The sequence below is a fragment of the Janthinobacterium leeuwenhoeki genome, assembly GCF_051380795.1.
Classification (GTDB): Bacteria; Pseudomonadota; Gammaproteobacteria; order Burkholderiales; family Burkholderiaceae_D; genus Janthinobacterium.
On record NZ_JBNYXT010000006.1, the window covers coordinates 1 to 18,486 of the forward strand.

Consider the following 18,486-nt stretch of genomic DNA (forward strand, 5'->3'; position numbering starts at 1 on the left):
TGGTCATCGCGCATGGTCATGACCACGGCCCTCTCTTGGGTAGTTAAATGTTTATAGCTGTTCGACATGCCGACACCTTACAGGACAAAGGTGTTGCACTTGGTTCTTGAGAACGCCCTCATATGCCCATCGCGTGAAATTAGTAACTGTAATTGTACAACGAATAACATATTGCAACCCTTCAATATCTATCGTTTATTACATGAACAGGGTCTAAAGCGTGATAGCCGGGGTTGCGCCAAAACCTATCAAATATCTTGCAAACTCTAGATCGATCCTAGTGATAATATCAATACCTTTAGATTCATTTGATAAGGCTCCGCCATGACACCTACGGCTACGCACGCACATCGACAGTTGAACAGGTAGCCGGGTTGGCCGATCAAGTAGCCAAGCTAAAGGCAGCTGGCTGCACCGATCAAACGATCTACCAAGAGAAAATCAGCAGCGTGAAAATGGCCGACCGCGTTGAGTTCGTCAAGGTGCTGGGCAAGCTGAAAGCAGGCGATGTCCTGGTCTTCACCAGTTTGTCCCGCGTGGCCCGTTCGATGATTCACATGATCGAGATTGAGGCAACCTTGGCTACTGCTGGTGCATCCATCCGAATTCTTGACATGGCAGTAGACACCCGCACCCCGCAAGGTCGCTTGACCTTCAACCTTTTCGGCTCTATCGCACAGTTTGAGCGTGAGAACATGCTAGAGCGTCAGAAGGTAGGCATCGCTGCTGCGAAGGTTGAGGGCAGGTACAAGGGCCGCGCCCCAACAACCCAAGCCCAGACAGCCAAGGTTCTATCCCTACATGCTAAGGGCGTGACCAAGCAGGACATCGCCGCCTGCTCTATCGGTATCGCTTCGGTCTACCGCATCCTCAAGGCCGCAGCCTAGACGAGCGCACACCTTCTGCACACGACTCGAAAGAAATCTATATTCCGATTGATTATTCGGTCCAGTCCATAATTGCGACTACTGCCGCGCAAGTCCAAGTTAGCGCGAACTTGTCAATAGCGGAACGATCCCGTAAACTGCTTGCAGGCAGGGCAAAAATCCTGTCCCAATTTTGTCCCACTGTGGGATAAGAGCGAAGTTTCTAAGGCTCAGCAACACTTGTCGAAACCCACTTCCAAGCCGCTGAAAAACCACATAGGTACAAAAAAAACCGGCGTGAAAATGGAAGCGCTCACTTCCGTGCAAATCGGCTTGCTGACAATTTATGATATGTGCAAGGCCGTCGACCGGGGTATGGTCATGACGAACGTGCGCGTGCTGGAAAAACATGGCGGCAAGTCGGGCGACTGGCACGCGCAGGTGTAACTATGCTGCCTTGCGCGCAAGATGGAGCTTGGCGCGGCGCAAGTCGCGCAGCAGCCACATGGCACACGCCAGGCATAGCCCGATGATGGCCATCGACAGGGGCAAGTGGAATTGTTCCCACCCAGCCAGCGCAAAGCCGGCGTGGATCAGACAAGTTCCCACGCCCAGCGCCGCGCAGACGCCCGCATACAGGGTCGCCTGCGGGCTTGCCAGCAGCACGTGCCGGTAACCGGCCAGCACCAGGGCAATGGCCGCCAGGTTAAACACCAGAAAACCCTGCACGCCGCCCGGCACATGAAACATTTCCCACTCTTTCCAGTAGGCAGCGTCGATTTGATGCAAGATCAGGAACAACATGGTCCAGAAGTAGCTGCGCGGCATAAGATTTACATTCATCAATATTGATGCAATTTTAAAGCCTGCACCGCGCACCGGCACGTGCGCCTGGCATTTTTCTGTGCCAATATGAATTTCATTGATATGAATGCTTTTTCATCAAGAAATCATGCATACTGCGAGTCGACCATATCCAGATGAGCATCGCATGACAAGCAACAAGGCCACCGCCGAAACCAAGCTCCAGGACTTCGAATTCGAGGCCATGAATCTGCAGGTGGGGGGACGCATCCAGTTCATCACGCACCGCACCATCAAGCCCATCCAGCATTTCTCGACCGTGATCGGCTATGTGAAGGATGAGTACCTGATCGTCAAGATTCCCATGGAAAACGGCGCGTCCATCGTGCTCAACGAGGGCGACAAGCTGACCATCCGCGTGTTTTCCGGCGTCACCGTGTGTTCGTTTTCCTGCAGCGTGCTGCGCATCTTCGGCCGCCCGCTCAATTATGTCCACCTGAGCTTTCCCGACGCCATCCAGGGCACCAGCCTGCGCACGGCCATGCGCGTAAAAGTGGACATTCCGGCGCAGCTGAGCTACCGCGACGTGGCGGCCGTACCCGTGTTCATCGTCAACCTCAGCGTCTCGGGGGCGCTGATCGAGGCGCCCGGCATGCTCACGCCGGATGACGAGGGCGTCGCGCTCAGCTTTACCCTGCTGGTGCAGCCGAACAAGCATCAGATGCGCGTCAATACGCGCGCGCGCATCCAGAACGTCAGCGTGGGCAAGCCGTCGAATGGCCATGCGGCCGAGGTGGCCGAAATCTATACGTATGGCGTGCAATTCATCGACCTGGAACCGACCCACTATACCCTGCTGCAAAACCTCACCTATGAAGCGCTGATCGCGGACCGGCAAAAAATCGTCTGACACTGGCGCCGCAGGCGCCGCTCACTGCGTCGCCACCACCTTCGGAATATTGTTCCGGGTAATGGCTTCCCTGGCTGCCGCATTCGTCACGCTGGTGCTGTAAAACCAGCTCAGGCTGCTGGAGCCAAGCTGCAGCTCCATGCCCACCGTCTGGCCGCCCATGCCGCTGCCCATGTCGCCCGCCAGGGTCAGTTCGATATTGCCCTTGTCGACCTTGGCGCTGGCCACCTCGCGCGTCGCGCTAAACACAGGGATGGCGCTGGGCACGGCCTGGGTGGGGCTGCTGCAGGCCGTAACTGCTCCGCCGTTTTCCTGCACGCACAGGGCCACGGCCGTTTTCAAGGGGGCAGCGGCCGCCAGCACATTGCTGACCTTGGCCCGCATCGTATAGTCGCCATACTGGGGAATGGCCACGGCCGCCAGGATGCCGGCGATGGCCACCACGATCATCAGTTCTATCAGGGTAAATCCGCTTTGCGTGCGCATCGTATCCTCCCATGGTGCATTGCTCACGCAGGGAACGGTGCAAACGCCATGCCAGCGGCGCGCCCGGGCAACGGCGGCACACGTGGAAAGAAAAGCGACACTTTTGGGCCATATCGGACCAGTAACGTCGCCCCGGGCCGGGAAGCGGCCTGTCTTGCGGACAAAAAAAAGGAGCCGAAGCTCCTTTTTTGTACTGCGGTGACCAGGCTGGAATTACAGCATGGCTTTCAGCAGACGCGCCATTTCCGACGGGTTTTTGGTCACGGTGATGCCGCAAGCTTCCATGATTTCCAGCTTGGCTTGTGCCGTATCGGCACCGCCCGAGATCAGCGCGCCGGCGTGGCCCATGCGCTTGCCTGGAGGAGCGGTCACGCCAGCGATGAAGCCAACGACCGGTTTTTTCATGTTATCTTTGATCCAATAAGCCGCGTTGGCTTCGTCCGGACCACCGATTTCGCCGATCATGATGACCGCGTCGGTATCTGGATCATCATTGAACATCTTCATGATGTCGATGTGCTTCAGACCGTTGATCGGGTCGCCGCCGATGCCGACTGCCGACGATTGGCCCAGGCCCAGTGCGGTCAATTGACCCACTGCTTCATAGGTCAGGGTACCCGAACGCGACACCACGCCGATACGGCCCTTCTTGTGGATGTGACCTGGCATGATGCCGATCTTGATTTCGTCTGGCGTGATCAAGCCTGGGCAGTTAGGGCCCAGCAGCAAGGTTTTGCTGTTGGCTTTAGCCATGCGGTCTTTCAGGGCCATCATGTCACGCACAGGAATGCCTTCGGTGATGCAAATGGCCAGATCCATTTCAGCTTCGACAGCTTCCCAGATCGCCGCTGCCGCGCCTGCTGGCGGTACGTAGATCACGGAAACGTTGGCGCCGGTTTCTTTTTTCGCTTCGGTAACGCTAGCGAAAATAGGAATGCCTTCGAAATCTTCGCCGGCTTTCTTCGGGTTCACGCCTGCCACGAAGGCAGCTTTGCCGTTCGCGTAGTCGCGGCAACCGCGGGTGTGGAACTGGCCGGTCTTGCCGGTGATCCCTTGGGTTACGACTTTGGTATCTTTATTGATCAGAATGGACATGTTGATTCCTTAATTAAGCTTGACCGGCAGCAGCGGCAACGACGCTCTTGGCTGCATCTTCCATGGTGTCGGCTGCGATGATAGGCAGACCGGAATCGGCCAGCATCTTTTTGCCCAGGTCTTCGTTGGTGCCCTTCATGCGCACCACCAGTGGCACGTTCAGCGAGACGGCCTTGACCGCGGCGATAACGCCTTCGGCGATCACGTCGCAACGCATGATGCCGCCGAAAATGTTCACCAGGATGGCTTTCAGGCCTGGGTTTTTCAGCATGATCTTGAACGCTTCGGTCACTTTTTCTGCCGTGGCGCCGCCGCCGACGTCCAGGAAGTTGGCTGGCTCGCCGCCGAACAGCTTGATGGTGTCCATGGTGGCCATGGCCAGGCCGGCGCCGTTTACCAGGCAACCGATGTTGCCGTCGAGCGAGATGTAGGCCAGGTCGAATTTCGACGCTTCGATTTCAGCTGGATCTTCTTCGTCCAGGTCGCGCAGGGCGACGATTTCCGGATGGCGGAACAGAGCGTTCGGGTCGAAGTTGAACTTGGCGTCCAGGGCGATGACCTTGCCGCTGCCGGTAACGATCAGCGGGTTGATTTCGGCCAGCGAGCAATCGGTTTCCCAGTATGCTTTGTACAAGCCTTGCAGGTTGACGCGGGCGTCGACGATGGAACCGGCAGGCACGCCGATTTTGGTCGCGATGTCGTCTGCCTGGGCATCGGTCAGGCCGACGCTCGGCTCGATGGTGACGTGGTGGATCTTCTCAGGGTGGCTCTCGGCCACTTCTTCGATATCCATGCCGCCTTCGGACGATGCCATCAGGACGATTTTCTGGGTGACGCGGTCGGTGACCAGCGACACGTACAGTTCTTGCTTGATGTCGGCGCCTTCTTCCACCAGCAGGCGGTTGACTTTCTGGCCTTCGGCGCTGGTCTGATGCGTGATCAGCTGCATGCCCATGATCTGGTCAGCGTATTCCTTGACCTGTTCCATCGATTTTGCCACTTTCACGCCGCCGCCCTTGCCGCGGCCACCTGCGTGGATCTGCGCCTTGACAACCCACACCGGGCCGCCCAGGGTTTCCGCAGCCTTGACGGCTTCTTCGACGGACATGCACGGAATACCGCGTGGTACCGTCACTCCGAATTGCCGGAGGATTTCTTTGGCTTGATACTCATGGATTTTCATGCTGGCTTCCCTTCTGATACTGATGTGTAAAAATACGGTTAGTGGTGCAAAAAAAACAGGAAAGCGCCGGGGTCACGCTTTGGCTACCCAGCGCGGGTAATACTGTGCAACCGCCCCGCCATCGGTGCGCAGGGCGTGGCATCTGTCGAGTTGAAACGGCTTTTCATGCGACAAATCAGCATTCGCACCGTCACGGGTCGACCAGACATCGCCGGCAAATGCCTGAACCGTCGCAGTCGGCAAGACTTGCGCCAATTCGGTCAAATGGGTACAGCCGGCGATTCCCGCCAGGCGCTGTTTCAAGTCGCGGCGGAAATTCTTCAATAAATTCAAACCGATCAGCGCCCTGTAAGCGGGGCCGATGGTATCGCAAAAACCGGGATAGGGCACCGCATCGGAGGCAGCTTCGGCCTCGACAATGGTCAGTTCGCGATCGACGGTAATGCGTAAATGGAGGTCATGCAGGGGAGTGCCGGCGGGACGGGGGCCAGAAGCCAGCATCGCGTCATAGCTTTTGATATCGGTGATACGGGCGTCAATATCCCACAGGCCGTCGTCGCGCACATACGCTTGGACGTCGATAACGCGGGAGTGCCGTAGGGCGCGCCGGGATACGGGAGTTGACAGGGGCATAAGACCGATGCCGCTTGCGCGGCCATAATTTAGTAAGCAGCCATGTGCCTAAAGCACTCTGTTCGCAGCTTCTACGAACAGCAACCGCACCTGCGGCGCCGCAAAAACCCTAAAAGTGTAGCACATTGGGCGCCGGTTGCGCCGCAACATAATTTTTCATTGCTTCGATAAAAACATTTCAAAGTATAAAGAAAGCACATGGAAATTTATGTAGTTATCATATTCGGTGATGATGGATATGCGCGCCTGGGGCCGTGAAGGGTATGCAGTTGCCGCCTCCGCACCGATAGCGCAGAGCGCTGGCAGCGCTCGCCACGTGCAGCGCAACAATACGCCGCCGGCTTGACAGGACGATGACAGAAGAAAGCCCCTTGCCAAGAAAATAAGGGCAAGCCGCAAGGCCGGCCGGCACGCGCACGCAGGGCAGCGCGCGGACTGTTGTAGAAGGAACACAGCATGGCCAGGGCGGACATGCCGGCAGCACACCGGCAGGCGCGGCGCGGAAACTGGCAGAACCGCGCCAGCAGCGGCCTAATCGTCCTCGGGATCCAGCCCCTTCAGGGCCACCTGCACGGCGCGCTGGGAAAAGCCGCGCTGCATCAAAAAACGCACCTGCTTGTTGCGCTGCTCGGCATCCTGCGCCACTTCACCAAATTTGCGGCGCCACACCTCGCAGGCGCGTGCAACTTCGCCTTCGGCCAATCCCGCCTTGAGTTCCTGCAGCGCCTCGCCGCCTATGCCATGGCTTTGCAATTCGGCCATGATGCGGCTATTGCCGAAGCGGGCCGAGCGGCGGTGGATCAGCGACTCGGAAAAGCGCTCCTGCGACAGCCAGTTGGCTTGCTCCAGGCTGTCGAGCAAGGCTTCCACATCATCGCCCTCTTGCGCATGGCGCTGCAGCTTGCGCCGCAATTCCATGCGGCTATGTTCACGCATCGACAGAAAGCGTAGCGCCCTGCCTTTCAGGCTTAGTTGTACCGCTGCCATACACCCACCTTGTCTTTCATTCCACGATCAAGCCATCCAAACACAATCGCCGCCCGGCGCAATAGCGCGGGACGGCGATCATGGTCACACCTTGCGGCAAGCCATGCGTAGGTCGGATTAGGCCCCTTGGGCCGTAATCCGACAACATTGTTGGCGTCTGATCCGACAACATTGTTGGCGTCTGTGGTGTTGTCGGATTACGCGCGGCTTTGCCGCGCTAATCCGACCTACTCTGGCTTGGCTTCCGCAGCCTTGGCAGCCTTGTCAGCGGCTTTATCCGCTTTTTCCGGTTTTTCAGCAGCCAGCGGCGGCAGTTCGCGCACGCCCAGCGAAGCGCGGACCTTGTTTTCAATTTCGCGGGCCAGTGCCGGACGCTCTTGCAGGAAGGCGCGGGCGTTGTCCTTGCCCTGGCCGATGCGTTCGCCGTTGTAGCTGTACCACGAACCGGATTTTTCCACGATCTTGGCATCCGAGCCCAGGTCCAGGATTTCGCCTTCGCGCGAGGTGCCTGCGCCGTACAGGATGTCGAAGTGCGCCTCCTTGAACGGTGGCGCGATCTTGTTCTTGACGACCTTGACCTTGGTTTCGTTGCCGATCACTTCATCGCCGGACTTGATCGAACCGGTGCGGCGGATATCCAGGCGCACGGAGGCGTAAAATTTCAGCGCATTGCCACCCGTGGTCGTTTCCGGGCTGCCGAACATCACGCCGATCTTCATGCGGATCTGGTTGATGAAGATGACCAGGGTATTCGTGCGGTTGATGGAACCGGTCAATTTACGCAAGGCTTGCGACATCAGGCGCGCTTGCAAGCCTGGCAGGGAATCGCCCATGTCGCCTTCGATCTCGGCGCGTGGCGTCAGTGCCGCCACGGAGTCGATCACGACGAGGTCGACACTGCCCGAACGCACGAGGGCGTCACAAATTTCCAGCGCCTGCTCGCCCGTATCCGGTTGCGAGATCAGCAACTCGTGCAGGTTCACGCCCAGCTTTTGCGCGTAACCGACGTCCAGCGCGTGCTCGGCATCGATAAAGGCGCAAGTACCGCCCAGTTTTTGCATTTCAGCAATGGTTTGCAGGGTCAGGGTGGTTTTACCCGACGATTCCGGACCGTAGATTTCCACCACGCGGCCGCGCGGCAAGCCGCCCACGCCCAGCGCGATATCGAGGCCGAGCGAACCGGTCGACACGACTTGCACTTCTTCGATCACAGCGCTGGCATCCATGCGCATGACCGAACCTTTGCCAAACTGCTTCTCGATCTGCGCCAGTGCGGCGGCGAGCGCCTTGGCTTTTTCCGATGCGGGTACTACAGCTTTTTTATCGTCCATATGTTCTTTCAGCCGTTCTACAGTTGCAGATTCACGTGACGCATCTACGTGAACCGTGCAGCCTGCGATAGCGCCAGTGGGTTAAATTCTTTATACAGACAGTACTGTATAAAAAAACAGTGATCAATGCAAGCGGAACGTGGATTTGTTTTGAAACAGATCAATACAAGCCTGGTTTTTCACAAAAACTATCCACCTTGCGGAAAATGAAACACAATACAAGCTTCTACCGCCGCAAGCAGAGGAAGTGCACCATGCGTATTTTACTTGCCGAAGATGACAGCGTGCTGGCCGATGGCCTGACCCGCTCGCTGCGCCAGTCCGGTTATGCCATCGACTACGTCAAGACGGGGCAGGAGGCCGATACGGCACTGTCTACCCAGGAATTCGACTTGCTGATCCTCGACCTGGGCCTGCCCAAGATGTCCGGCCTGGAAGTGCTGCGCCGCCTGCGCGCGCGCGCCTCGCTGCTGCCGGTGCTGATCCTGACGGCCGCCGATTCCATCGAACAACGCGTGAATGGCCTCGACCTCGGTGCCGATGATTATATGGCCAAGCCGTTCGCCCTGTCGGAACTGGAGGCAAGAGTGCGCGCCCTGACGCGCCGCGGCGCCGGCGGCGGCGCCACCGTCATCAAGCACGGCCCTCTCAGCTACGACCAGGTAGGACGCAGCGCCTACATCAACGACCAGATGCTCGACCTGTCGGCGCGCGAACTGGGCTTGCTGGAAATCCTGCTGGGCCGCACCGGCCGCCTCGTTTCGAAAGAGCAACTGGTCGACCACCTGTGCGAATGGGGCGAAGAAGTGTCGAACAACGCCATCGAAGTGTATGTGCACCGCTTGCGCAAGAAGATCGAAGTGGGCGGCGTGCGCATCGCCACCGTGCGCGGCCTCGGCTATTGCCTGGAAAAATACTCGGAAGCGGCGCGCCTGAACGCCGAAGCGGGCGAGGCGGCAAGCCCGGCCAGCGGCCCCGCCAGCAAGTGAAGGCGCGCGAGGCGCCTGCGGACGAGGCGGACGACGACGACTGGTTCGAACCGCCCACCACGGAGCAGGATGACACCATCGAGCATTCGCTGTTTGGCGAAATCCTCGACTGGATGCTGGCGCCCTTGCTGTTGCTGTGGCCGATGAGCATCGCCATCACCTATCTGGTGGCCAAGGGCATCGCCAATCAGCCCTTCGACCATGCGCTGGAAGACAGCGTGACGGTGCTCACGCAGCAGGTCAAGCAAGCCGACGGCGCCATGCTGCGCCGCGCGCCGGAAAAGAACAGCAGTAATAGCGGCCGCGACTTCCTGCGCGGCGACGATATCGACACCCTGTATTACCTGGTGGTAGGCCCGCGCGGCGAATACCTCGATGGCGACCGCGATTTGCCGCCGCCGCAAGACCCCGACAAATACCGCAGCGGCATGGTGCTGTTTCGCAACGACACCTTCCACGGCACGCCCGTGCGCGTGGCATTCAGCTATCTCGACATTCCTGCCGGCAACAACGATGAGCCGCACCGCGCGCTGGTGCAAGTGGCCGAAACGCTGGAAAAACGCGCCCAGTTGGCCAATGAAATCATCAAGGGTGTGATTTTGCCGCAGTTCATCATCCTGCCCGTGATCCTGGCGCTGGTCTGGTTTGCCCTGGCGCGCGGCCTGTCGCCGCTGGCGCAATTGCAGGAACGCATACGCGCCCGCCCGCCCGACGATTTGAGTCCCATCGATTCGGGCCAGGTGCCCGAGGAAATCACGCCACTGGTCGGCTCGCTCAACGAGATGCTGGCGCGGCTGTCTCTGTCGATCGACATGCAGAAACGCTTCATCGCCGACGCCGCGCACCAGATGAAAACGCCGCTGGCCGGCATGCGCATGCAATCCGAGCTGGCCCTGCGCCAGACCGACCACGACGAAATCCACCGCTCGCTGCTGCAGCTGGCGAAAAGTTCGGAAGCGGCCACGCGCCTGGTCAACCAGCTGCTGGCCCTGGCACGCGCGGAAAACCAGCCACAGGCGGGCACAGCGTTCGAGCCGATCGAGCTGAGCGAACTGGCGCGCGGCGTGGTGCAGGACTGGGTGCAAGCCTCGTTTGCCCAGCATATCGACCTGGGCTTCGAGCAGCCCGCGTATTCGATCATGATTTCCGGCAATGCCATGATGCTGCGCGAGCTGTTGAGCAACCTGATCGACAATGCCCTGCGCTACACGCCGCTTGGGGGCAGCGTCACGGTGCGCGTGCGCAGCACCCTGGAACTGGCCATCCTGGAAGTGGAAGATACGGGCCCCGGCATACCGCAGGCCGAGCGGGCCCACGTCTTCGAACGCTTTTACCGCATTCTCGGCAGCAATGTCGACGGTAGCGGCCTGGGCTTGGCCATCGTGCGCGAAATTGCGCAGCAACATGGCGCCGAAGTCGAGATTTTTAGCAATCCACGTGCACACTCGCCGAAACTGCCGGGCACCCTGCTGCGCCTGAGCATCGCCCTGCTGTTGCCGGAAGCGCCAGAAGAGGATGAGATCACGTATGGATAAGCCGAGCCCACCCGTTCCCCCGGCGCGCACGCCCAGCCCCGAGCTGCAGGCACGCCGCGCTATCCACTGGCGCAAGACGCGGCGCCTGACGGCCATCCTGCTGCTGATCTGGCTGCTGACGGGCTTCCTGACCGTGTTCTATGCGCGCGAGCTGTTGCACCTGAACCTGTTCGGCTGGCCGCTGCCCTTCTATATGGCGGCCCAGGGCGCCTCGCTGGTGTACCTGGCCATCATCGCCTTCTATGCCTGGCGCATGCAGCGCCTCGACCGGGCTTTTCATGCCGAGGAGCACGCATGATCGGCCAGCGCAGCTTCTTTGCGCGCCTGTGCCGCTACTACCTGCTGTTTACGGCCGGTTTCGCCGCCTTCCTGCTGGCCCTGTCGGTGCTGGAACAGGAAGGCATGCCGCGCGCATGGATCGGCTACCTGTTCATGCTCGTCACCATCACCCTGTACGCCACCATCGGCGTCATCAGCCGCACCTCGAACGTCACCGAATACTATGTGGCGGGGCGCAGGGTGCCGGCCATGTTCAACGGCATGGCCACGGCCGCCGACTGGATTTCGGCTGCCAGCTTCATCAGCCTGGCCGGCGGCCTGTACCTGAACGGCTTCGATGGCCTGGCCTTCATCATGGGCTGGACGGGCGGCTATTGCCTGGTGGCCCTCCTGATCGCTCCCTACCTGCGCAAGTTCAGCCAGTACACGATTCCCGATTTCCTCGCCGCCCGCTATGGCGGCGGCGCCGACAAACGCGGTGCCAGCGTGCGCGTGGTGGCCGTGGCCGCCACCATCATCGTGTCATTTACGTATGTGGTGGCGCAGATCTACGCCGTCGGCCTGATCGCCTCGCGCTTCACGGGCGTGGATTTTTCCGTCGGCATCTTCCTGGGCCTGGCCAGCATCCTCGTCTGCTCCTTTCTGGGCGGCATGCGCGCCATCACCTGGACGCAGGTGGCCCAGTACATCATCATCCTCGTCGCCTTCCTGATCCCCGCCATGTGGTTATCGGTCAAGCATGCGGACAATCCCGTGCCACAGATCGCCTACGGCAAGGTGTTGCCGCAACTGAGCGCGCGCGAACACGTGCTGGAATCGGACCCGAAAGAAAACGAGGTGCGCGCCATCTTCCGCCAGCGCGCGCAAAGCTACCAGGCGCGCATCGCCGGCTTGCCCGCGTCCTGGGAACAAGGCCGCCTGGCGGCCCAGCGCCAGCTCGATAGTTTGCGCCAGCGCAATGCCTCGCTGTTCGATATCCGCAATGCGGAACGCTACCTGATCGCGTATCCGAAAAGTCCCGACGAGGCACGCGTGCTGTGGCAGGCCGCGCAGGCACAGAATCAGAAACGCGCCGAGCCGATCATTCCGCACGCGCAGCCGTTTCCCGCCGCCGACCGGGAGCAGTCCGACATCAAGCGCAACAATTTCCTGGCCCTCGTGTTTTGCATGATGCTGGGCACGGCCGCCCTGCCGCATATCCTCATGCGATCGTACACCACGCCCTCCGTGCACGAAACGCGCGTCTCCGTCTTTTGGACCCTGTTCTTCATCTTGTTGATCTACCTCACGATTCCCGCGCTGGCCGTGCTGGTCAAGTACGATATTTACTCGGCGCTGGTGGGCACGCAATACACGAACCTGCCCACCTGGGTGTCGTACTGGGCCAATGTGGACAAGCTCAGTCCCCTGATCAGCATCGTCGACGTCAACCGCGACGGCATCGTGCAACTGGCGGAAATTTCCATCGATGCCGACGTGCTGGTGCTGGCCACGCCCGAGATTGCCGGCCTGCCCTACGTGATTTCCGGCCTGGTGGCGGCCGGCGGCCTGGCTGCCGCCCTATCGACGGCCGATGGCTTGCTGCTGGCCATTTCCAATGCCCTGTCGCACGACGTGTATTACAAGGTGGTCGATCCCAGCGCCTCGACGCAAAAGCGCGTGACGATTTCAAAATTGCTGCTGCTGGCCGTGGCCTTCATCGCCGCCTATGCCGCCTCGCAAAAGCCGGCGGATATTTTGTCGCTGGTGGGCGTGGCGTTTTCCCTGGCCGCCTCGACCCTGTTCCCGCCGCTGGTGCTTGGCGTCTTCTGGCAACGCGCCAACTACCAGGGCGCGCTGGCCGGCATGCTGACGGGCTTTGGCGTATGCCTGTATTACATGCTGCATACGAGCACCATGCTGGGCGGCAATGCCAGTGGTCAATGGATGCATATCGCGCCCATTTCCGCTGGCATCTTCGGCGTGCCTGCCGGCCTGGCCGCCGCCGTGCTGGTCAGCTGCCTGACACCGGCGCCGGGGCGGCGCAGCACGGGGCTGGTGGAGCATATCCGCGCACCGGAGTAACAGCGCAGACTGGCCTGTGATGACGTGGAGAAATTCCACGACAGAACTATCGGAAAAGACAGCGCCCCGGCAAAAAAGGAGTACGCTGGAGGGCCGTTCCACTACGAGGAGACCTCATGCCGTCTGGAAAAATTCTTGTTGCCCAGGGAGGCGGCCCGACCGCCGTCATCAACCAGTCGCTGGTGGGCGTGGTGCTCGAATCGCGGCGCTTTCAACATGTCACGCGCGTGTATGGGGCGCTGCACGGCGTGCGCGGCATCGTCAATGAAGAATTTGTCGATCTGACGCAGGAAACCAGCCACAACCTGGAACTGGTGGCCGCCACGCCCTCGTCGGCGCTCGGCTCCACGCGCGACAAGCCTGATATTGCCTACTGCCAGCAAATCTTCGAAGTACTGCGCGCGCACGAGATCGAACATTTCTTTTACATCGGCGGCAATGACTCGTCCGACACGGTGCGCATCGTCAGCGAGGAAGCGCACAAGGCCGGCTATCCGCTGCGCTGCATCCACATCCCGAAAACCATCGACAACGACCTGGTGGGCAGCGACCACACGCCCGGCTTTCCTTCGGCCGCGCGTTTCGTCGCGCAAGCCTTCGCCGGCGCCAACCTCGATAACGCGGCCTTGCCCGGCGTCTACGTGGGCGTGGTGATGGGCCGCCACGCGGGCTTTCTGACAGCCGCCTCGGCACTGGGCAAGAAGTTCCCTGACGATGGCCCGCATCTGATCTACCTGCCCGAGCGCGTCTTCGCGCTGGATAACTTCCTTGCCGACGTGAAGGCCACGTATGAAAAGTATGGCCGCTGCGTGATCGCCGTCTCGGAAGGCATCCACGACGCCTCGGGAGAACCGATCGCCAGCCTGCTGGCCCGGCAGGTGGGCAATGAGGTAGAGCGCGATGCGCATGGCAATGTGCAATTGTCGGGCACGGGCGCGCTGGCCGACCTGCTGTGCGACGAAATCAAGGCCAAGCTGGGCATCAAGCGCGTGCGTGGCGATACCTTCGGCTATCTGCAGCGCTCCTTCATCGGCTGCGTCTCTGATGTAGATCAACGCGAAGCCCGAGAAGTGGGCGAGAAGGCAGTGCAGTTCGCCATGTGGGGCGACCGCGACGGTTCCGTCGCCATCAAGCGCACGGGCTTTTATTCCGTCGATTATGAATTGCTGCCCCTGGCGGAAGTGGCGGGCAAGACGCGTACCATGGAAGACGAGTTCATCAGCGCCAGCGGCACCGATGTGACCGATGCTTTCAGACTGTACCTGCGTCCGCTGCTGGGCTCGGGCATGCCCGATGCGTTCCGTCTTAGGGCTGCAAAAGTAGCGAAGGTCTTGAAACCTTAACTATTTTCCGCCAGCAATAGCGGCCGCAGCTTGACGGCCGCGCCCTCGAGCTGCGGCACGTGCTGCATCAGTTGCTCCACGGACTTTCTCGCCACGGGCGCGTGGCAAGCCACGGCCGCCACGATGCGCCCGTCTGCCGCGCAGATGGGCACGGCCACCATGCCGTGCACGAATTCCTCGTCGTCGATGCCGATGCCCAGGCGGGCAATGCGCACGATCTCACGTTCCAGCAGCACGGGATCCGTGATGCTTTTCGGCGTGCGCGCCTCCAGCGTGAGCATGGCCAGCAATGCGCGCCGCTCCAGCAAATTCATGTGCGCCAAAAACAGCTTGCCGCTGGCCGTGCAATGCATGGGCGCGCGTACCCAGCACCAAGTGCAGGCACAGCGGTACCGGGCACGTAGCCGCGTCCCACGAGTGGGCGCAGCACGCGCAAGCCCCGTGCCTCGTCGCCATGGCTGGCCGCCGCGCTGGCAGCCACTGCGCCACCGGCCGCCCCATCTTCTCCGGCATCGGCCTGCCGTTATTGAAACGCATCATGCATGTTCTGTTTCACCTCTCGCGTATGCGGATGTTTCCGCTGGTCCCGGCGCTGCATGTCTTTTATAAATGGAACCAGGCGTTCCAAAACACCAAATAAAAGACCCGTGTATCGCAAAAGTCGCCAGCAAAGGCAAGCTATACCGCAAACGCAGGGGACAAGGGCAATGTCACAAACACACTACGATTACATCGTCGTCGGCGCCGGTTCGGTCGGCTGCGTGCTGGCCAACCGCCTGTCGCACGACAGCAACAAGCAAGTATTGCTGCTGGAACCGGGCGGCAAGGACAACAATCCCTGGATACGCGTGCCGGTCGGCTATTTGGGGTTTGAGGTGCAACGGAACGGCCAACAGTGTTAAGCGGAATCAATGACCGGTGGCGGCGACCGACCCTTTGCGAACGTTTAGGATTCTGCTAAACCGCTTTTTGGCCATCGAGAGCGCGCAAGTCGTAGAGCTTCAACAAAGTCAGACAGGTCAACCCACTCCTTTTCTGCCATATGCTTAATCTGTCCATGGCCGTCGTCTTCCCATACTTTGCTGCCCTCGATAACATATTTGCCATCACGTGCCTCAATTCCATAACTTGTGACAGCCCATTGTCGCCCCTTCCAATAGACAGGCTTGCTAAGCGGCTCTCCTGTAACGAGAACATCAGTTTTTGACTCGTAGGCTGGTGGTTCCATTATCTGAAGTGCCCGCGCGGAGAGGGCTTTGAGTTCGCTTTTTGTTGCCATCGGTGTTTCTCCTTCTGTGACGTGTGAACAAGATAATAAAAATGCTGTAGGTGGATGGCCAACCAATTTCAATCTGACAGATCACCTCTTAACCGGTTTTACGTTCCATTGCACCCGGAACCCCAAGGTCAAGGGCGCCTGGAAATACCTGTACCGCGCCGTCGACAAGCAGGGCAAAACCGTCGACTTCCTGCTCACGGCAAAGCGCGATATGGCCCCAGCGAAGCGCTTCTTCGACAAGGCCATGGGAGCGAACGGCGATCCGGACAAGGTCGCGATGGACAAGAGCGGGGCCAACAAGGCGGCGATCGATGCGATCAACGCCGGCCGCGACGTGCCGATCGTCCTGCGCCAAGTCAAGTACCTCAACAACATCGTCGAACAGGACCATCGCGCCATCAAGCGGGTGACCAAGCCGATGCTCAACTTCAAATCGTTCCGCGCCGCCCACTGCGTGCTCGCCGGCGTCGAGCTCATGCACATGATCCGCAAGGGCCAGTTCTCAATCAATGGAACCGATGCGATGTCGTTCACCGACCAATTTTATGCGCTGGCGGGCAAAGTCCGTCCTGTTTGAGGGCAATGTGACATCCCGGGAAAATTCCGCCGTTTGATCAACAATGCGACAGAACCCAAATTGCTTCAGTCATGCTTTAGCTGGCACAAATCCTGTCAATGATCTGTTGAGGCTCATTAATTATGAACGGCTCGCCAAGGCTTTCTATCATTTCCTTGGGCAGGTGTTCGATGCTCTCAAACTGACCGACGACAAGCGAGTTGTTACCTGGCCAGAACAAAGCAGAGTGCGTAGTTTGCAGAAGGTGCAGCAGTGCCGCATAGAAATCGTGATGCCCGGCTGGCCCACTGACCATGAACCCGTCCGTCATAGGGCGTGAATCAGTACCTACCTCAACGGTCAAGTAGACTTCCGAGCAATCACACACCAAGACGGGGTATTCGCGCCCGTTGAATTGCATCACTGGCGGAACATCTGGTGGATTAAGAATTGGGTATTCCAGTCGCCAGAAGAGGTCGCTTTCCGTGCGTTCGCGGCGCACAATGGCTGCCTGAAATGCAGATTCAGCATCCGACAGGGGAAAGGAGTAAGGTTCACCCCGCTTGTAGCTGTAAAAGAAAATCTCGAAGCTCATTTTTTCACTAGTCTGTGAAGCGTGGAAGGAGGTCTTTATCGACCAGACGAGGATCGTGCCAAGCTGCTTGTCTTTGCCTTCTCATTCTTGCCCATGCCGGGTAGCGGACGATTACCCCCGAAAGAAATGATGCTATTGCTAGAGGAATGCAAGCCTATCATGCCAAAATGTTATTGTATATATAATTTTATTTTTGTAAATACATCGCAGCGTCTTCCTTGCGGGTAACCATAGGCCCTCTAGCTGTAACGGCTCGAAAGTGAGAAATTTATATATGAATCGGTTCGTTGTGATCTCCGGGTGTTCCGGTGGTGGTAAGTCCACGCTGCTCGCAGAGCTTGGCCGACGAGGGTATGCCGTCGTGGAAGAACCCGGCAGACGGATCGTGAAAGCAGAGATCCACAGCAATGGCACGGCGCTACCCTGGATAGACCCGACTGCATTTTTGCATCGTGCCATTGCCATGGCACTCGCCGACCGAGCCTCAGTCGGCACACCTGATGATTGGATCTTCTTCGACAGAAGTTTGATCGACGCCGCCGTTGCTCTTCAGCACCTGACCGGCAAACCAGAATTAATGTCGATTGGACAACTTAATCGCTACCATCAGCGCGTGTTCCTAACCCCACCTTGGTCGAAAATTTACGTTCAGGACCAAGAGCGGCGTCACACCCTAGACAGTGCGATGGCAGAATATTCACGGCTTCTTGAAGTCTATCCATCACTGGGGTATGACCTTTCGATCGTTCCGAAGGTGGGGGTGGAAGAGCGCGCCGACTTCATCCTGAGTACGCTGAACAATTAGTTGATAACGCTTACTTGGGGTTCCAGCTTCATGCGACAGGCCGTGGGAGCGAACGGCACGGAAACGGCCAAAAAACAGCAGAAGATTCCTTACCCGGTTTTCCGTTCCACTGCACCTCAAACCCCTATTTCAAGACCATGCACGCCCCCAGGCTGGACTGGTGCTACCGCACGGAAGCGGACGTCGGCATCGCCGGGCGCCAGCGGCAATGGCCTCGCGGCAAGGTGTTGGGCGGCTCCAGCTCGCTCAACGGCTTGCTCTATTTGCGCGGCCAGAAACCGCTGGGCCGAGCTGGGCAATGCAGGCTGGAGCGATGCCGAGGTGCTGCCCTATTTCAAGAAATCGGAAGACCAGGAACGCGGTGCCAGCGACTACCACGGCGTCGGCGGCCCGCTGAAAGTGTCGGACTTGCGCCTGCGCCGTCCCATCGCCGAACACTGCATCGCCGGCGCCACGGAAAGCGGCATCCCTTTCAATGCCGATTACAACGGCGCCACGCAGGAAGGCGTCGGCTACTTCCAGCAAACAGCCAGCAAGGGCTTGCGCTGGAGCACGGCCAAGGCCTTTTTGCGGCCGGCCCGCAAGCGCGCCATCGGCATCGAGTACTGGCAGGATGGCCAGCTGCGCGTGCACGGCTTGGTCGATGCGTCGATCATGCCGGAAATCGTCTCGGGCAATACGAATGCGCCCACCATCATGATCGCCGAAAAAGCGGCCGACATGATCCTGGCGGACGCCGTGCGCCT

At 59.3% G+C, this 18,486-nt stretch carries 21 protein-coding genes and 2 pseudogenes; 13 read left to right on the plus strand and 10 right to left on the minus strand.

Annotation, left to right across the window (positions count from 1 at the left end):
• The first annotated feature begins 308 nt into the window (after positions 1 to 308).
• Both ACQ4WS_RS07140 and ACQ4WS_RS07145 read left to right on the plus strand, forming a co-directional pair.
• Complete coding sequence (locus ACQ4WS_RS07140) at positions 309 to 887, plus strand: recombinase family protein (protein ID WP_436474933.1); 579 nt, start codon at positions 309 to 311, stop codon at positions 885 to 887.
• A 141-nt stretch (positions 888 to 1,028) separates the two neighbouring features.
• Positions 1,029 to 1,313 (plus strand): cyclic pyranopterin monophosphate synthase MoaC, encoded by a 285-nt coding sequence (locus ACQ4WS_RS07145; RefSeq protein WP_436474935.1) that lies wholly within the window; start codon positions 1,029 to 1,031, stop codon positions 1,311 to 1,313.
• Here ACQ4WS_RS07145 and ACQ4WS_RS07150 read toward each other — a convergent pair whose 3' ends face one another.
• Positions 1,314 to 1,709: a DUF6713 family protein gene (locus ACQ4WS_RS07150; protein ID WP_436474936.1), complete on the minus strand. Its 396-nt coding sequence runs from the start codon at positions 1,707 to 1,709 to the stop codon at positions 1,314 to 1,316.
• A 148-nt stretch (positions 1,710 to 1,857) separates the two neighbouring features.
• Between ACQ4WS_RS07150 and ACQ4WS_RS07155 the strand changes: the two genes are divergently transcribed.
• A complete protein-coding gene (locus tag ACQ4WS_RS07155; RefSeq protein WP_436474938.1) occupies positions 1,858 to 2,580 on the plus strand; it encodes a flagellar brake protein in 723 nt (240 codons plus the stop codon).
• Positions 2,581 to 2,601: 21 nt separating this feature from the next.
• On the opposite strand, the gene ACQ4WS_RS07160 is transcribed toward ACQ4WS_RS07155, so the two are convergent.
• The 6 genes from ACQ4WS_RS07160 to recA all read right to left on the minus strand — a co-directional run bounded on the left by ACQ4WS_RS07160 (position 2,602) and on the right by recA (position 8,295).
• Positions 2,602 to 3,066: a pilin gene (locus tag ACQ4WS_RS07160; RefSeq protein ID WP_436474940.1), complete on the minus strand. Its 465-nt coding sequence runs from the start codon at positions 3,064 to 3,066 to the stop codon at positions 2,602 to 2,604.
• A 213-nt stretch (positions 3,067 to 3,279) separates the two neighbouring features.
• Positions 3,280 to 4,161: a succinate--CoA ligase subunit alpha gene (gene sucD / locus ACQ4WS_RS07165; protein WP_010401645.1), complete on the minus strand. Its 882-nt coding sequence runs from the start codon at positions 4,159 to 4,161 to the stop codon at positions 3,280 to 3,282.
• A 13-nt stretch (positions 4,162 to 4,174) separates the two neighbouring features.
• A complete protein-coding gene (gene sucC / locus ACQ4WS_RS07170; RefSeq protein ID WP_436474941.1) occupies positions 4,175 to 5,344 on the minus strand; it encodes an ADP-forming succinate--CoA ligase subunit beta in 1,170 nt (389 codons plus the stop codon).
• A gap of 72 nt (positions 5,345 to 5,416) precedes the next feature.
• On the minus strand, positions 5,417 to 5,977 hold the full coding sequence (locus ACQ4WS_RS07175) for a DUF2889 domain-containing protein (protein WP_131685688.1): 561 nt from the start codon (positions 5,975 to 5,977) through the stop codon (positions 5,417 to 5,419).
• A gap of 531 nt (positions 5,978 to 6,508) precedes the next feature.
• On the minus strand, positions 6,509 to 6,964 hold the full coding sequence (recX, locus tag ACQ4WS_RS07180) for a recombination regulator RecX (protein WP_436474944.1): 456 nt from the start codon (positions 6,962 to 6,964) through the stop codon (positions 6,509 to 6,511).
• Positions 6,965 to 7,191: 227 nt separating this feature from the next.
• Positions 7,192 to 8,295: a recombinase RecA gene (gene recA, locus ACQ4WS_RS07185; protein ID WP_436474946.1), complete on the minus strand. Its 1,104-nt coding sequence runs from the start codon at positions 8,293 to 8,295 to the stop codon at positions 7,192 to 7,194.
• 254 nt (positions 8,296 to 8,549) lie between these two features.
• On the opposite strand from recA, the gene ACQ4WS_RS07190 reads away from it, so the two are divergent.
• From ACQ4WS_RS07190 to ACQ4WS_RS07210, 5 genes are all read left to right on the plus strand, one after another.
• Positions 8,550 to 9,284, plus strand: coding sequence for a response regulator (locus tag ACQ4WS_RS07190; protein WP_436474948.1), 735 nt, complete (start codon positions 8,550 to 8,552; stop codon positions 9,282 to 9,284).
• Positions 9,281 to 10,819 carry a sensor histidine kinase gene (locus tag ACQ4WS_RS07195; RefSeq protein WP_436474950.1) on the plus strand — a complete coding sequence of 513 codons (1,539 nt, stop codon included), beginning with the start codon at positions 9,281 to 9,283 and terminating at the stop codon, positions 10,817 to 10,819. Before ACQ4WS_RS07190 ends, ACQ4WS_RS07195 begins: the two co-directional genes overlap by 4 nt.
• On the plus strand, positions 10,812 to 11,117 hold the full coding sequence (locus tag ACQ4WS_RS07200; RefSeq protein WP_436474952.1) for a DUF4212 domain-containing protein: 306 nt from the start codon (positions 10,812 to 10,814) through the stop codon (positions 11,115 to 11,117). Before ACQ4WS_RS07195 ends, ACQ4WS_RS07200 begins: the two co-directional genes overlap by 8 nt.
• Positions 11,114 to 13,162, plus strand: coding sequence for a sodium:solute symporter family protein (locus tag ACQ4WS_RS07205; RefSeq protein ID WP_436474953.1), 2,049 nt, complete (start codon positions 11,114 to 11,116; stop codon positions 13,160 to 13,162). Before ACQ4WS_RS07200 ends, ACQ4WS_RS07205 begins: the two co-directional genes overlap by 4 nt.
• Positions 13,163 to 13,278: 116 nt before the next feature.
• The gene (locus tag ACQ4WS_RS07210) at positions 13,279 to 14,505 is read left to right on the plus strand and encodes a 6-phosphofructokinase (RefSeq protein ID WP_436474955.1); all 1,227 of its coding nucleotides are present in this window, start codon (positions 13,279 to 13,281) and stop codon (positions 14,503 to 14,505) included.
• Here ACQ4WS_RS07210 and ACQ4WS_RS07215 read toward each other — a convergent pair.
• On the minus strand, positions 14,502 to 14,858 hold the full coding sequence (locus ACQ4WS_RS07215) for an IclR family transcriptional regulator domain-containing protein (RefSeq protein ID WP_436474957.1): 357 nt from the start codon (positions 14,856 to 14,858) through the stop codon (positions 14,502 to 14,504). The genes ACQ4WS_RS07210 and ACQ4WS_RS07215 overlap by 4 nt on opposite strands.
• Positions 14,859 to 14,959: 101 nt before the next feature.
• Between ACQ4WS_RS07215 and ACQ4WS_RS07220 the strand changes: the two genes are divergently transcribed.
• On the plus strand, positions 14,960 to 15,145 hold the full coding sequence (locus ACQ4WS_RS07220) for a hypothetical protein (protein ID WP_436474959.1): 186 nt from the start codon (positions 14,960 to 14,962) through the stop codon (positions 15,143 to 15,145).
• A gap of 67 nt (positions 15,146 to 15,212) precedes the next feature.
• Positions 15,213 to 15,407: a hypothetical protein gene (locus ACQ4WS_RS07225; RefSeq protein WP_436475266.1), complete on the plus strand. Its 195-nt coding sequence runs from the start codon at positions 15,213 to 15,215 to the stop codon at positions 15,405 to 15,407.
• Positions 15,408 to 15,451: 44 nt separating this feature from the next.
• Here ACQ4WS_RS07225 and ACQ4WS_RS07230 read toward each other — a convergent pair whose 3' ends face one another.
• Positions 15,452 to 15,784: a hypothetical protein gene (locus tag ACQ4WS_RS07230; protein WP_436474960.1), complete on the minus strand. Its 333-nt coding sequence runs from the start codon at positions 15,782 to 15,784 to the stop codon at positions 15,452 to 15,454.
• Positions 15,785 to 15,908: 124 nt separating this feature from the next.
• Here ACQ4WS_RS07230 and ACQ4WS_RS07235 point away from each other — a divergent pair.
• A pseudogene (locus tag ACQ4WS_RS07235) lies at positions 15,909 to 16,361 on the plus strand (IS6 family transposase); the annotation flags it as partial.
• Between the two features lie 76 nt (positions 16,362 to 16,437).
• Here the strand turns inward: ACQ4WS_RS07235 and ACQ4WS_RS07240 are convergent.
• Positions 16,438 to 16,935: a hypothetical protein gene (locus tag ACQ4WS_RS07240; protein ID WP_436474962.1), complete on the minus strand. Its 498-nt coding sequence runs from the start codon at positions 16,933 to 16,935 to the stop codon at positions 16,438 to 16,440.
• Between the two features lie 274 nt (positions 16,936 to 17,209).
• Here ACQ4WS_RS07240 and ACQ4WS_RS07245 point away from each other — a divergent pair, with 274 nt between their 5' ends.
• Together ACQ4WS_RS07245 and ACQ4WS_RS07250 are read left to right on the plus strand one after the other, a co-directional pair.
• Positions 17,210 to 17,740 carry an AAA family ATPase gene (locus tag ACQ4WS_RS07245; RefSeq protein ID WP_436474964.1) on the plus strand — a complete coding sequence of 177 codons (531 nt, stop codon included), beginning with the start codon at positions 17,210 to 17,212 and terminating at the stop codon, positions 17,738 to 17,740.
• 125 nt (positions 17,741 to 17,865) lie between these two features.
• A pseudogene (locus ACQ4WS_RS07250) lies at positions 17,866 to 18,439 on the plus strand (GMC family oxidoreductase); the annotation flags it as partial.
• Positions 18,440 to 18,486: the final 47 nt, after the last annotated feature.